This is a genomic window from Corynebacterium glyciniphilum AJ 3170, from assembly GCF_000626675.1.
Lineage (GTDB): Bacteria > Actinomycetota > Actinomycetes > Mycobacteriales > Mycobacteriaceae > Corynebacterium > Corynebacterium glyciniphilum.
This window is the reverse complement of sequence record NZ_CP006842.1, coordinates 1,318,770-1,330,989: the sequence shown is the minus strand read 5'-3', so window position 1 is coordinate 1,330,989 and position 12,220 is coordinate 1,318,770. Positions and strand designations below refer to the sequence as shown.

Sequence of the window (12,220 nt, the reverse complement as noted above, 5' to 3'; positions counted from 1 at the left end):
CTCCCTCGAGTAGATGCGTCTGATTCGCCGTGGACCACGGTGCCCGGACCGGATCAGTACGGACACCGGCGCTCGGTCAGATGTTGTCGTGACGCAGCGTCACTGGCGGGCACCCCCGTAGAACTGATGCAATGGATCCGTGACTTCTCATCGGCTCCGACACCCTCCGAGCATCCAGGAAATGGCGCGGACCCGACGTGCCCGGTCGGTACTGCTTTCTGTCGGTGTCACCGTTGCCCTGGGAATCGTGAATGCCACGAACTGGAGCAGCCTCATCGCTGTTGCCCCGAGTCTGGTACTCACTGCGATCCTGATGTTACGTCTGGGTGAGGAACCCAACCGTGCACTCCTGACCGTCGCCACCGGTGTCGGCGTCGGGACGCTGCTGTGGTCTGCCCTGTCCGAATCGAACCCGGTCGGTTCTGCGGGCATCGCCGCAGCGTTAGCAGTCGCCATCGACTCTAAGTCATCCCGTCCCGGGATCTGGGGAGTAGTCGGATTCTGCACTATCGTGGCGGTCAGTGCACTGGTGTTCACCACCGGATCCCCGAACGCGTTGGGGACGCTCCTCAAGCTTACGGTCGTCGCGGGTGTCTGGATGGTCGCCATCATCGACAACGGCGCCGAAGCTCGACTGCTCACCTTGTTCGAACAGGCCAAGGACAATGAAAGGGAGCTCTCCGTCCTCAATGAGAGACGACGCTTCGCCGCAGACCTGCATGATATCCAGGGACACTCGCTGCACGCCATCAAGTTGAAGGCGGCTGTGGCTGCCCGGGTTCGGACCACTGATCCGGAACGAACGGACCGGGAACTCGAAGCCATCCAGGGCCTCGCGGCCGATTCCATCAGAACGGCCCGGGCGCTGGCTGAAGACACCCACCTGATGACCTTCACCAGTGAGTTATCATCGGTCACAGGCCTGATGACTGCTGCCGGTATTGAGACGACAGTCCACCGTCCCGCCGACACGCCTGACGCATCGCATGACGCTCTTCTGGCCCGCGTGCTGCGCGAAGCCACCACGAACATTCTCCGACACTCCCGAGCCGAACAGGTATCGGTCTCAGTCATGCGGTCCATGCTCACCGTGACCAACGACGGGGCCCGCGGACTCCCCTCCCCCGGGTCGTTCCGAGGCCTGGCAGCACTCCGTCGTGCACTTCAGACACAGGGCGGTGACCTGGAGTTGGAGTACCGGGACGGGACTGTCGTCCTCACCGCAACTGCAGGAGGAGATCGATGACAGGGAAGCAACCGGTGCAGGTTATGCTCGCCGACGATGAGCGGCTCATCCGCACGGCATTGGCGACGTTGCTTCCGTTAGACGGAACGATCGCCATTTCTGGTGAAGTAAGCAATGGACGCTCCGCCGTCGACGAGTTCACCCGCCGACGCCCCGACGTCGTCATCCTCGACCTCGATATGCCTGGACTCGACGGTCTACATGCCGCCATACAGATGCTTCAGATCGTTCCTGGTCAGGCAGTTCTTCTTCTCACCCGGCACGCTCGCCCCGGAGTGCTACGAACGGCTCTGGAGAACGGCATCCGCGGATTCCTCGGCAAAGATGCTGATCCTGACGAGATCACCGCCGCGGTACTCAGACTAGCCAAGGGAGGCCGCGTCATTGACCCGTCCGTGGCGGCGAAAGCAGTTACCGACGTATCACCGCTGACGGAGAGGGAGAAGGACGTGCTCCGTGTCACCGGCGACGGCTACAGTGTCCGTGACATCGCGAAGATTCTGCACCTGTCCCCCGGGACGGTGCGCAACTACCTATCCTTCGCCATACAGAAGACTGGCCACACCACCCGACATGACGCGGCACGTCACGCGAGGAACAACGACTGGCTCTGACCCCTTGCCCCGGGATCTCACATCCATTTACTGCGGCGGAAGAAGACATAGAGCAGGACGGCGACCCCGAGCATCATGCTCAACGCCATGGGATAGCCGAAGGCCCAGTGCAGTTCCGGCATGTCGTCGAAGTTCATGCCATAGATAGCGCCGACCAACGTCGGGGCGAAGAGGATCGCCGCCCAGCCGGAGATCTTCTTCATGTCCTCATTCTGACGCTGTGCGACGAGAGTGGCATTCACATTAAGGATCTGGGCCAGAGCATCTCGATGGTCTGCGGCCAACATCCCCGCACGCGTCAGGTGATCGGCGACGTCATCAAGGTAGGAACGGAGTTCCTCGGGGATGTCGTACTTCACGAATCCAGCGCGAAGCGCATCAAGTACCTCCGCCATCGACGCGATGGTCTGCTGGACGTCGATGACTTCCTGACTCAACCGGTAAATGCGTTCTGCCACCGCAGCGTCACCGCTGAACACCTGGCGCTCGATCTGCTCCTTGTCGATCGCAATGCCCCGGAGGACAGGCGGATAGCCGTCGACGATCGCGTCCAGGATCCGGTAGACCACCGCCTCTGGCCCCAGCCGCAGCACATCCCGGTCCGCCAACAAGGTCCGTTCACGGGGATCTGCGCCGTCCACTGCGGCGAACGCGGCGCTGTCCGTCCCGTCGACCCACCGTCCGTCCTGGCACAGCACGGCAACGGATCCATGGCGGACAAGAATGTGGAACTCAGAGAACGCGACGTCCTCCGCTGCGTCGTTGTACCGGGCAGACCTGGCGACGATGAACAGGACATCCCCGTACCGTTCCAGTTTCGGACGTTGGTGTGCATTCACCAGGTCTTCGACAAGCAACGGATGAAGCTCCCACGCTTCGGCGAGTTCGCTGATCCCCTCCCTGCCCGAGGTCGGGTACAGGAGCATCACCATACGCTCCGGACGATCGACCGCAGACGCAGTCGCTTCTGCCACCGTGGTGGTCTCCGGGGCCGGGCGTGCGCTGCCGTCGTCAACATAGGTCAGGACGGGCGGAGTTGCGGTCGGCGTCGGCACCGACCCCCCAACTCGCTGCTTCCCGCGGGTGAACCTACTAGTCCTGCCGTCATTGATCCTGCGGTTGCCCATACATCTGCCCTCTCGGCCCGAGGTCTGCTCTGTTATCCGTGAGTTACCCTAGACCCCGACGGCCGAAGCGGGTAACTCAGACTTGCCTCAGGCGCTTACGACGGGTTGCAGGCCACGCCGGGCGGCTACGACAGCAGCCCTGCTCCGGTCGACTGAGGTCTGCACGAGGATCGGCAGATGGTCAGAGCGCCCTTGGGGCAGCACGTCGACGTGAGACTGCCTGAAACCTCGCGAGAGTGCGAAATCATAGTTCCCCCGCAGTACGCCGTAACGCGAGTAGGTCGCTCCGCTGCTCCTGGCCATCTCGAAGCCATGGGCATCAACGTGCCGGCGAAGGCCGCTCTGGAACAACGGGTAATTGAAGTCTCCGACCATGACGGACGGCACTCCGGCACCGATCTGGCCGAGCGCCTCGAAGGATGTACGGATCTGCTGGCGACGGAGTGCGTTCGTCGCCGTCAGAGGGGCAGCGTGGAAGGAGGCGATGACAACATCACGGTCATGCTTGGCATCATGGGCCCTGACCATCACCAGCCGCTCGGAGGCAGGCTTCATGACACGGTCATGGAAGGACTTCTCCAGCGCGGTCACCTGCAGATCCTTCACGTCGAACCTGCTCGCGTGCAGGTAGACGGCGAGGCCGAGGCGGTTCTCCGTGGTCGCGTGGACGAGTTCCAGGCCGCCGAGGCGATGTGGCAGCCGTCGGGTATCGGCCTCCTGGACGCAGATGGCATCCGGGACATGGACACCAGCGAGCGGGAGAAGCTCGGTGACCGCGTTGTGTTTATGCAGGTTGTAGCTAATCAGCTTCATTGGTGTACGAGCATAGTACATCCGACGCCGCGGTAGATGAGTAAATCCGGTGAGGTCCGCACCGTCTTCCACAGGAAAGCGGACGAGAGGGGGTCTGTACGCCTGGTTTCGCAGCACCTTTTCCCCGGAAGCCATAGTGCTAAAATAGAGCGATGAACACACCGAACCCGCAGGTGAGCGGTCCCTTCTTCCACGGCACGCGCGCCGCCCTGGCAGTTGGTGATCTGCTGTGTGCCGGGCATCCGTCAAACTACCGTCCCGAGATCATCATGAATCACATCTACTTCACTGCAGTGAAGGACGGCGCCGGTCTCGCCGCGGAGATTGCAGCCATGCTCGGTGGCGGACAGTCCGAACCGCACGTCTATGTCGTCAGCCCCACCGGGCCGTTCGAAGACGACCCGAACGTGACAGACAAGAAGTTCCCTGGCAACCCGACCCGTTCTTTCCGGACCACGTCCCCACTGGAGATCGTCGAGGAGATTGCCGACTGGCCACGCCTTTCACCGCACTCTCTCGACCTCTGGCGGAGCCGGTTGACCGCACTGCGCGAGAACAACGCCGAGATCATCAACTGACCGGTTTTCTACTCCACCTCGCCGTCGAGATAGAACCACCGTCCGTCTTCGCGGAGGAACCGAGACCGTTCCCGCAACACGCCGATACCGCCTCCGTCGGCGATATAAGTGGCCCGGAACTCCACGACACCGGCGTCGTCGTCCACCCCTCCGGCGACCGTGTCGATGATCTGGAGCCCCCGCCAGACGGGATTGTCCGACAGATCTAACTGAGCGGGTCTCGTCGTCGGGTGCCAGGTCCGCAACAGCCAGTCATCGTCCGCGCGCCGAAAGGCATCGAACCGCGACCTCATCAGCGCTTCGGCGGTCGTCGGTTCCTGCGCGGCGTCGTTGCTTCGCTCCACTACTGCAGTTCCTCACCCGCCCACGCTGCACTGTAGAAGTCCTGCGAACGCGATTCGAGCAACTGCTTGTAGATCTCCGGGTCCAGGTCCTGCGCAGAGTCAGTGGGAATCCGGTCCGAGAACGCTGACACACCAAGCCCCGCCTGCCGGTCCTCCATCTCGATACCAGCAGCTTCCAGGATCGTCGGCATCATGTTCAGCTGATCGACACCCCCTCGCATTGTCGACGTCTCCTTCTCCTCTCCGGGGACCCAGACGCGGTTGAAGATGGTGCGGTTCGGATGGTCACCGAGTTCTTCGGCGAAGGCGTTGCTGGACCCCATGTGCTTGAGGTGGTCACCCATCAGTACGACGGCAGTGTCCTCCAGATACCCCTGCTCCTCCATGTAACTCACGAAGTCCGCAACCTGCGTCATGGAGCACGAGAACATGGAGGTGACTTCACTTTCCGTGTCCACATCGCAGTAGTCGTAGATATGCACTGGTTCGTGAGTGTCCACCGTCAGCATAGAGAGGTTGAACGGCGTACCTGTCTTCGTCGACTCCTCGTGCAGAGCGTCGACGTGTTCTTTCGCATTCGCCATAAGACGTTTGTCGCTCAGACCCCAGTCGTCACGGAACTGGTCACTCGGCTCACCTTGTGCCCGCCAGTCGTCGAGATCATACTGCTCGTCGTAGCCGTGGGTCGTGAGGAACTGATCCTTCGCAGCGAAGGAGCCGTTCGCTCCACCCATAAATACGTTCCGGTACCCCTGATCCTTGAGGACGTCGCCGACGCAGGTCAAGCCACCCAGGTAGTTTCCGACATCACCACCGAGCGAGTTGAGACCAGATTGCCCGGTGATGAGGCCGTTGCCTTTCAAGGGAACACCGCACTGCGTGCCGGCGATGCCCGACATGGTCCAGCCACCGCCTTCGTACTGCTGGAAATTGTCGACGCTGTTCCAGCCGTCGTCTTCCGAGGTGACCTCCTTGAGCGGTACAAACGGGTCTTTCTCGAACAGCGTGGTATCGGACAGTGTCTCCTCGCCCGACTCGAGATAGATCATCACGACGTTGCGCGCATTCTCGGCCGAGTCGACCTGGGGTTCCCGGTAGTACTGGTCGATGGTGTAGTCGGAATTCGCCGCCTTGATATAGGCACCGACATGGACCGAGGTTCCGAACATTGCGGTGCCGCTGACGACCACGGCGGTAACCAGCACGATAGAGACCGTGCGTTTCACCCATACTTGACCGCCCGGACGATCAACATCCTGGTCGGCCCGGTGTTTACGGACGCGGCGATGATGCCAGAAAGCGATACCGAGAGTCAGGACCACGGGCAGCACGCCGAAAGCGAGGATGCCCAGCCAGACGAGGTCACCGCCGCCACCGTCGGTCTGCATGGAGACCAGATTCATCATCATCTGGTCGACCGTGATCGAGCCCCAGAACATGTGGATCCCGATACCGACGATGAACAGGGTGAGAGCCAGCCAGATCAGCAGGTATACGGCAAGGTGCCCTACAATTGAACCAACCCGTTTGGCCGTGATTTTGACGGGTCCAGACACTGGGACATCTCACCTTTCCGACACGATGCGCCTGACGCGCGGGTCGCTCCGTCCTGCCGCCATGCACGAGGCCAGCAGAAGATTCATCCGATTAATATCTGGAATTCAACCACAGTTCACCGTCTCAACGCGAGAATTGGCGTGCGCGTGAGGCGCTTCCGGTGCCGTTGAACGCGGTGCACCTACCCCCATGTTTCCTGGTCAGACGCCATAGGAAATATGGTCTCGTTTGAGGTCAGTTCTCCTCGTCCCCCTGTGGCTACCTGTACGCGCTCACCGTGCTGAGTCGGTCGTCGCCGGACAATAACCCCTCAACCCCTCCTCTTCGGCCGGCAGCGTCCGTGAACGAGTCACGGAAAGTCACACCTACACGTTGAACTTAAACTCCACGACATCGCCGTCCTTCATGACGTAGTCCTTGCCTTCCTGGCGGACCTTGCCGTGGTTACGGGCTTCAGCCACGGAGCCGTACTCGTCCAGATCGGCGAACCCGACGATTTCGGCCTTGATGAATCCGCGCTCGAAATCGGTGTGAATCACGCCGGCAGCCTGAGGCGCGGTCGCACCCTGCGGAATTGTCCAGGCCCGCGCCTCTTTCGGGCCGGCCGTGAGGTAGGTCTGCAGCCCGAGCGTGGCGAATCCGGCCTTGGCCAGCGTCTGCAGTCCTGGCTCGTCCTGCCCCACCGAGGCCAACAGCTCAGCAGCTTCCTCATCGTCAAGTTCCAGAAGTTCCGCCTCGGTCGCGGCATCCAAGAACACACAGTCCGCCGGGGCCACGAGATCCCGCAGTTCCTTCTGGCGGGACTCGTCGGTCAACACCGCCTCATCGGAGTTGAAGACGTAGAGGAACGGCTTGGCGGTCATCAGGTGAAGCTCACGGACCGCAGCCAGATCAAACTCCCCGGAGACGGAGGCGGAGTACAGCGTCCGTCCGTCCTCCAGAATCTCCTGCGCCTGCTTGGCTGCCGTCGCCTGGTCCGCTTTATCGCGGTCCTTGCGTCCTTCCTTCTCGAGACGCGGGACCGCCTTCTCCACGGTCTGCAGGTCGGCGAGGATGAGTTCCGTCTCAATCACGGAGATGTCAGTCGCGGGGTCGACGCGACCATCGACGTGGATCACGTCGTCGTTCGAGAAGGCACGCACAACCTGGCAGATAGCATCCGCTTCACGGATGTTGGCGAGGAAGGCGTTGCCCATTCCCTCACCTTCGGAAGCGCCCTTGACGATGCCGGCGATGTCGACGAAGGACACGGTGGCCGGCAGGATCCGCTCGGAGGAGTAGATCTCCGACAGACGGTTCAGACGTGGGTCTGGGAGTTCGACGAGGCCGACGTTCGGCTCGATGGTGGCGAAAGGGTAGTTCGCCGCGAGGACGTCATTGCGGGTCAGGGCATTGAACAACGTGGACTTACCGACATTGGGCAGGCCGACGATTCCGAGAGTAAGGGTCACGGCGCCCATCCTAACCGGTGCCACGCCCGCACCGCCGCCCACCCCCGCCAGCGCAGGTCCTGGCGAAGTCGTGCCCTAACTGTCTGTTTCCTGTAAGTCTGGTGGGAATCTAGGATAGATTCGATTTCTTCAGTTCACCTGCCACAACTAGACACCCGGAAGGTCCCCGCACATGTCTGCAGACGCTCCCGCCGGGCCGCAGGTCGGATCCGACGGCAAAGACGGAAAGGTCACCCGCGACACATTCAACTCGCGGATCCTCTTCCTCTTCGCCGCCATCGGCTCCGCCGTCGGCCTCGGTAACATCTGGCGATTCCCCTACGTCGCCTACGAATCAGGCGGCGGGGCGTTCCTCGTCCCCTACATGATCGCCCTGCTCACTGCAGGTATCCCCTTGTTGTGGATGTTCTTCGCCCTCGGCCACCGTTTCCGCGGTTCGGCGCCGCTGGTGTTCCGCCGTATCCACCCCCGGGCAGAGATCCTGGGCTGGTTCCAGGTCGGGATCTCCTTCTTCATCGCCGTGTACTACGCGGCAATCATCGGATGGGCGCTGCTCTACACGATGAAGTCCTTCACCAAGGGCTGGGGTGAGAACCCCGGCGACTACTTCTCCGGGGAGTTCCTCCAGGCGGACACTGACACCGTATTCTCCGGCAGCTTCGTCATGCCGATCCTCATCACGATGATTGTCGTATGGATCATCGTCCTGGCCACGCTGGTGCTCGACGTGAGCAAGGGAATCGGTCGTCTCAACGTCATTTTCATCCCTCTGCTCCTCGTGTTGTTCGTTGTCATGGTGGTCCGCGCACTGTTCCTCGATGGTGCGGCCACCGGGCTCGATGCCCTGTTCACACCGGACTGGAGTGCTCTGACGGACGCGACGGTCTGGATCGCCGCCTACGGGCAGATCTTCTTCTCGTTGTCCATCGGTTTCGGCATCATGATCACCTACTCCTCCTACCTCAAGCCGCGGTCGAACCTGACCAGCACCGGCCTGGTCACTGCCTTCGCCAACTCCTCTTTCGAGGTTCTCGCCGGTATCGGGGTGTTCGCCGCCCTGGGCTTCATGTCCGCTGCATCCGGGATCCCGGTCAGCGAAGTCGCCACGTCCGGTATCGGCCTGGCGTTCGAGGCGTTCCCCACGATCATCAACCAGATGCCGGCAGGAGAGATCTTCGGCATCCTGTTCTTCGCCAGCCTCGCGATCGCGGGGGTCACGTCGCTGATCTCGATCGTCGAGGTCGTGGCGTCCGCTGTGCGTGACAAGTTCGACCTTCCCCGCCGTACCGCCGCGCTCGCCGTCGGCGTGCCGATGGCAGTGCTGTCAATCCTGGCCTTCTCTGCCACGAGCGGACTGGTAACGCTGGACATCATGGACAAGTTCACCAACAACATCGGTATTGTCCTCGCCGCACTGGTTGCGATCATCGTGGTCGGCGTCCTGACTATGCGGATCAACGAGCTGGAACAGCATCTCAATGCCGTGTCCTCTTTCAAAGTCGGACCGACGTGGCGGACGTTCCTGATGTACGTGACCTCCGTGATCCTGACCTTCACCCTCCTCAGCGAGGTCTCGACGCTGCTCGACGAGGGATACGGTGGATACCAGGATAACCAGGTGTTCACCTGGGGCTGGTTGCTGATCATCGTGATTGCCATCGTCGGAGTCGCCATGCACATGGTGCCCTTCCGCCGGAAGTCCCTCGTGCTCGACGGCACGCCGGGATCCGATTTCGGCGTGCCGCCAGGCGGCCGTGGACGCCGAGTCCCCAATCCACTTGCCGGTGACTCCACCACCACCTCCCCGCTTAAGGAACAAGGAGCGACCCGATGAGTACAACCGCGATCGTCATGATGGTCCTGTTCATGGTTTTCCTCTGGGGCGGGCTCATCATTGCCTCCATCAACCTCAGGAACAACTCCGATGAAGAGTCCGGGGAACTCGGTTCTGCACCCGGTACCGACGACGAGACTCTCATCCTTCACGCCACGTCCCACCCCGTAGGGTGAGTACCTGGCCCGTCCCGATGACGCACACGGCGTCGTAGTGCACAATGGGTCGGGTGAGCAGTGATTCCAAGAACACCAACGAGTCCTCCGGGCAGAAGAAGTCCGGGGGACCGAACAGCCCCGATCCGCGCGATGTCGTCGATGGCCGGGACTTCGCCGATATTCTCATGGGCTCGGGCCGTATGGACCCCGAGTCATCGTTGCCCCTTCCCGGGGAGGATCCGGCTCCAGTGAAGAGCCCTGCCGAGGCATCCCGTGAGTCAATCTTCCTTGACGGGGATCCGGCTATGTCCCACCCGGACGAGGAGGTCGGTCCTCTGCAGTCGGATGAAAATGCAGAGCCGGGTAAGGAACTCCGCGACCGCGCCGAAGTCATCGGAACGTCCGCACGCTGGGCGGCGGGCTGGAGCCTGCGGTTCCTGGTCGTCGCAGCAGCTTTCTGGGTCCTCGGCCGCGCACTGTCGGGCGTCTGGACCGGTATCCTCCCGGTCATCCTCGCGATCATCGTCTGTACCGTCCTGTGGCCGGTCGTGCGTCTGCTGCGCAAGGGGCATCTACCCAATGCACTCGCCGTACTGCTGACCATCATCCTGTTCTTCGCCGTGATCGGCGGCATCATCGCCGCGATCGCCCCGAGTGTGTCCAAGCAGATTCCGCAGCTCGTGGACCGCGGCGCCGAGGGCATCGAGCAGATTCAGAACTGGGTCGCCGGTCCCCCGCTGAATCTTCAGAGCGACCAGATCGACAACATGATCGATCAGGCCACCAACTGGGTCCAGGACCAGACCGACCAGATCACCCAGACCGCAATCACCGGCGTGTCGGCCATCACCTCCGGCGCCATCACCCTGTTCGTGATGCTCGTCCTCATCTTCTTCTTCCTCAAGGACGGAGAGAAGTTCCTGCCCATGGTGCGTCGGGTCGCTGGCCGACGCGTCGGCTGGCACCTCACCGAGGTTCTGACCCGGTGCTGGAACACACTCGGTGGATTCATCCGTACCCAGGCCATCGTCAGCTTCATCGACGCCTTCTTCATCGGCCTTGGACTGGTCATCATGGGCGTTCCTCTTGCCGGTCCGCTCGCGATCATCACCTTCTTCGGTGGATTCATCCCGATCGTCGGTGCCTTCACCGCCGGCGCGCTGGCCGTGCTTGTTGCACTGGTTGCCAACGGCTTCACCACCGCGCTGATCGTCCTCGGTATCGTCCTGGCCGTGCAGCAACTCGAGGGCAATGTGCTGCAGCCGGTCCTGCAGTCCAAGGCGATGAAGATGCATGCGGTCATCGTCCTGCTGTCGGTCACCGTCGGTGGCGGTCTCTTCGGCATCATCGGCGCCTTCCTGGCCGTCCCGGTGGCTGCGATGATCACCGAAGTCTTCCGTTACATCGGTGACCTCACCGACCTGGCGACAGGTGAGAAGCACTCGGCCGACATCGCCTTCGCCACCTCCGCCGGCCAGCAGACGGGTGCGCAGCGTGAGCAGGCCGCCCAGCGGTGGCAGGACTGGAAGAAGTCGCTGACAACCGACGACTCCGGTGAACCGAAGCCGTTCAGCCGGTTCCTCGCGCCTCTCCTGCCCGATGACAAGGACGGTAAGGGCGGTAAGGACGACAAGCCGAGTGACGACTCTGCTTCAACGCAGTCATGAGGATCGGGTAACATCAGCGCCCGTGACTTCTGACACCACTGATGAGTCCGCCCCGTTGAACCGCAGGGGCCTGATTCCGGTATGGGCCCCACTGCTCGTAATGGTGGCCGTGGTTCTCACCGGAATCGTGCTCGGCGGAGTCGGGACCTCCTACGTCGTCCTCTTCGCCGTCTCTGCGATCGTGTGCACGGCCCTGGTCGAGTTGAGGGGCCTGTTCCTGACTGTCGTCCTGTTACCGGTGTACTGGTTCTTCGGCATTACCGGCGCGGGCTTGATCGATGCCTCATCAGGTACTGCAGGTTCGGGACTGAGGACCGCGCTCATTACCGCCGCTTATCCGGCGATCGAGAAATTCCTCTGGTTAGCTGCCACGTTCGTGATCTGCGCGATTATCGGTGTCGTGCGTCAGCGGATTGACGCCGCGGTACTGCAAAGTCAGCATCGGCGTGAGCGGTCACGCCGTCGTCAGATGAGTGATGCCGAGCAGAGCAATCAGCGTCTCAACGCACGGGTCCGGGACTACGACCGCACGTCGGATCGGGAACAGACGAGTCCTGCAGCCCGTCCGGACCGGGGCCCGCAGACGACACGGCAGTACCGGTCTACCGGCGATGCAACGGGTGCTCGGGAAGAAGGCCGTCGGCCCGTCGCCAGGCAGGAACAACCGGAGAATTCGGACAGTGCGGAAACCCGCACTCGCACCGCTGCGGAGCTCCGGGAGGCGAGCCGCCGCCGTCGGTCACGGAGCCAGGACCGGCCCCTCGACATGGACTAGTACCCCGGGCCCTCTCCCCTCCCCAAGGACCCCGTGTGTGCCCCGGAAGCGTCTGA

Annotated in this window: 12 protein-coding genes; 7 read left to right on the top strand and 5 right to left on the bottom strand. The window is 62.1% G+C overall.

What is annotated here, in order from left to right; all coding sequences use genetic code 11:
* Positions 1 to 181 precede the first annotated feature (181 nt).
* Entirely contained in the window at positions 182 to 1,246 is a 1,065-nt protein-coding gene (locus CGLY_RS16685) for a sensor histidine kinase (protein WP_052539772.1), read from the top strand.
* Positions 1,243 to 1,860, top strand: a complete 618-nt coding sequence (locus CGLY_RS06330) for a response regulator transcription factor (protein WP_038547523.1) — start codon at positions 1,243 to 1,245, stop codon at positions 1,858 to 1,860. Before CGLY_RS16685 ends, CGLY_RS06330 begins: the two co-directional genes overlap by 4 nt.
* A 17-nt stretch (positions 1,861 to 1,877) precedes the next feature.
* On the opposite strand, the gene CGLY_RS06325 is transcribed toward CGLY_RS06330, so the two are convergent.
* Together CGLY_RS06325 and CGLY_RS06320 are read right to left on the bottom strand one after the other, a co-directional pair.
* Positions 1,878 to 2,987, bottom strand: a complete 1,110-nt coding sequence (locus CGLY_RS06325; protein WP_052539770.1) for a magnesium and cobalt transport protein CorA — start codon at positions 2,985 to 2,987, stop codon at positions 1,878 to 1,880.
* A gap of 87 nt (positions 2,988 to 3,074) precedes the next feature.
* A complete protein-coding gene (locus CGLY_RS06320) occupies positions 3,075 to 3,800 on the bottom strand; it encodes an endonuclease/exonuclease/phosphatase family protein (RefSeq protein ID WP_052539768.1) in 726 nt (241 codons plus the stop codon).
* A gap of 152 nt (positions 3,801 to 3,952) precedes the next feature.
* Here CGLY_RS06320 and arr point away from each other — a divergent pair, with 152 nt between their 5' ends.
* Positions 3,953 to 4,378, top strand: coding sequence for an NAD(+)--rifampin ADP-ribosyltransferase (gene arr, locus CGLY_RS06315; RefSeq protein ID WP_038547519.1), 426 nt, complete (start codon positions 3,953 to 3,955; stop codon positions 4,376 to 4,378).
* A gap of 8 nt (positions 4,379 to 4,386) precedes the next feature.
* Here the strand turns inward: arr and CGLY_RS06310 are convergent, their stop codons facing one another.
* The 3 genes from CGLY_RS06310 to ychF all read right to left on the bottom strand — a co-directional run bounded on the left by CGLY_RS06310 (position 4,387) and on the right by ychF (position 7,730).
* The gene (locus CGLY_RS06310) at positions 4,387 to 4,671 is read right to left on the bottom strand and encodes a YchJ family protein (protein ID WP_038551662.1); all 285 of its coding nucleotides are present in this window, start codon (positions 4,669 to 4,671) and stop codon (positions 4,387 to 4,389) included.
* 50 nt (positions 4,672 to 4,721) lie between these two features.
* On the bottom strand, positions 4,722 to 6,278 hold the full coding sequence (locus CGLY_RS06305; RefSeq protein ID WP_038547516.1) for an LTA synthase family protein: 1,557 nt from the start codon (positions 6,276 to 6,278) through the stop codon (positions 4,722 to 4,724).
* 366 nt (positions 6,279 to 6,644) lie between these two features.
* On the bottom strand, positions 6,645 to 7,730 hold the full coding sequence (gene ychF / locus CGLY_RS06300; RefSeq protein WP_038551657.1) for a redox-regulated ATPase YchF: 1,086 nt from the start codon (positions 7,728 to 7,730) through the stop codon (positions 6,645 to 6,647).
* A 172-nt stretch (positions 7,731 to 7,902) separates the two neighbouring features.
* Here ychF and CGLY_RS06295 point away from each other — a divergent pair, with 172 nt between their 5' ends.
* The 4 genes from CGLY_RS06295 to CGLY_RS06280 are packed head-to-tail and all read left to right on the top strand — an operon-like array spanning position 7,903 to position 12,164.
* On the top strand, positions 7,903 to 9,564 hold the full coding sequence (locus CGLY_RS06295; RefSeq protein ID WP_038547513.1) for a sodium-dependent transporter: 1,662 nt from the start codon (positions 7,903 to 7,905) through the stop codon (positions 9,562 to 9,564).
* Entirely contained in the window at positions 9,561 to 9,740 is a 180-nt protein-coding gene (gene metS, locus CGLY_RS06290) for a methionine/alanine import NSS transporter subunit MetS (protein ID WP_038547510.1), read from the top strand. Before CGLY_RS06295 ends, metS begins: the two co-directional genes overlap by 4 nt.
* 44 nt (positions 9,741 to 9,784) lie before the next feature.
* Complete coding sequence (locus tag CGLY_RS06285; RefSeq protein ID WP_052539767.1) at positions 9,785 to 11,389, top strand: AI-2E family transporter; 1,605 nt, start codon at positions 9,785 to 9,787, stop codon at positions 11,387 to 11,389.
* Between the two features lie 22 nt (positions 11,390 to 11,411).
* Positions 11,412 to 12,164: a DUF6542 domain-containing protein gene (locus tag CGLY_RS06280; RefSeq protein ID WP_038547507.1), complete on the top strand. Its 753-nt coding sequence runs from the start codon at positions 11,412 to 11,414 to the stop codon at positions 12,162 to 12,164.
* The last annotated feature ends 56 nt before the right edge of the window (positions 12,165 to 12,220 follow it).

Bases quoted from the DNA above. Each gene is read 5' to 3' on its own strand.
- CGLY_RS06325 (WP_052539770.1), bottom strand. From the start codon at position 2,987: ATGGGCAACCGCAGGATCAATGACGGCAGGACTAGTAGGTTCACCCGC.
- CGLY_RS16685 (WP_052539772.1), top strand. From the start codon at position 182: ATGGCGCGGACCCGACGTGCCCGGTCGGTACTGCTTTCTGTCGGTGTC.
- CGLY_RS06330 (WP_038547523.1), top strand. From the start codon at position 1,243: ATGACAGGGAAGCAACCGGTGCAGGTTATGCTCGCCGACGATGAGCGG.
- CGLY_RS06285 (WP_052539767.1), top strand. From the start codon at position 9,785: ATGGGTCGGGTGAGCAGTGATTCCAAGAACACCAACGAGTCCTCCGGG.
- CGLY_RS06320 (WP_052539768.1), bottom strand. From the start codon at position 3,800: ATGAAGCTGATTAGCTACAACCTGCATAAACACAACGCGGTCACCGAG.
- arr (WP_038547519.1), top strand. From the start codon at position 3,953: ATGAACACACCGAACCCGCAGGTGAGCGGTCCCTTCTTCCACGGCACG.
- metS (WP_038547510.1), top strand. From the start codon at position 9,561: ATGAGTACAACCGCGATCGTCATGATGGTCCTGTTCATGGTTTTCCTC.
- CGLY_RS06295 (WP_038547513.1), top strand. From the start codon at position 7,903: ATGTCTGCAGACGCTCCCGCCGGGCCGCAGGTCGGATCCGACGGCAAA.
- CGLY_RS06310 (WP_038551662.1), bottom strand. From the start codon at position 4,671: ATGAGGTCGCGGTTCGATGCCTTTCGGCGCGCGGACGATGACTGGCTG.